Annotated in this window: 1 pseudogene; it reads right to left on the bottom strand. The window is 44.3% G+C overall.

Features of this window, described 5'->3' with window-relative positions:
• Positions 1-46: 46 nt before the first annotated feature.
• Positions 47-759, bottom strand: a pseudogene (locus ACFIQE_RS11100) (hypothetical protein); the annotation flags it as partial.

Here is a 759-nt window from a genome sequence, read left to right as displayed (position 1 = left end):
GCTATACGCTCCATATCCCAAGACGTGGTCAAAAAGACTTTTGCCATTACCCTCTGCCTAAAGGACGTAAATCCACATTAAATCCTGTGATTTGGTTCCAATGAACACCTTCAGGAATACGCAATTTAAAGCGGTGATAACGATTGCGCGAACGACCATGATAAGCACCCGTGACATATGAACATGCCCTCTCTTGGTGCCATATAATCGGCGTCTGATGATTGCGAAGCCGACGCTCTCCTATGCTTAAAAGACCTTCCGTCGTATCAACTTCAGCAAACATCTTCGTGATAAAGTTAAAACTTCCATCTGGTGCCCCCATTTCTTGCGAAACAACCGTTGCCTCCATCGGTGCTCCCGTAAACATAACAAGCCGATTGTTATCATCAAAAGCACCAAGCATGGGAGCGCCACTTTGCCAACGAGGGCTGTCTAAAGAAGCCGGCAAGGACTCAAGATTGATCGAGATCTCATCTAACTGTTCTAAAGTATAACCTGTTGTAAACACTGGAAACAACGTGAAAGGTTTTCCCTGTAGCGTCGACCATTTCTGCAATCCCCAATCATAGACAAAGGTCGTTTGCTCGTTATTGCCTCTCTTTATGGACCAGTAAATCCGGTTATCAATGGGATCTATAACCCCTTGCATCTCATCAAGAGCAAATTTATCAAAGGTTTTAAAAACCGTTCTATCAACCTTCTCAAAGCCTATCGGCAAAAGTTGACCATCAGCACTGATCTGATAAAAGCCACCATCAC

This window comes from Bartonella sp. AA1HLJMS (assembly GCF_042197445.1).
Classification (GTDB): Bacteria; Pseudomonadota; Alphaproteobacteria; order Rhizobiales; family Rhizobiaceae; genus Bartonella.
Note: the sequence above shows the minus strand (reverse complement) of the source record. Positions and strands in the feature narration are given on the sequence as shown.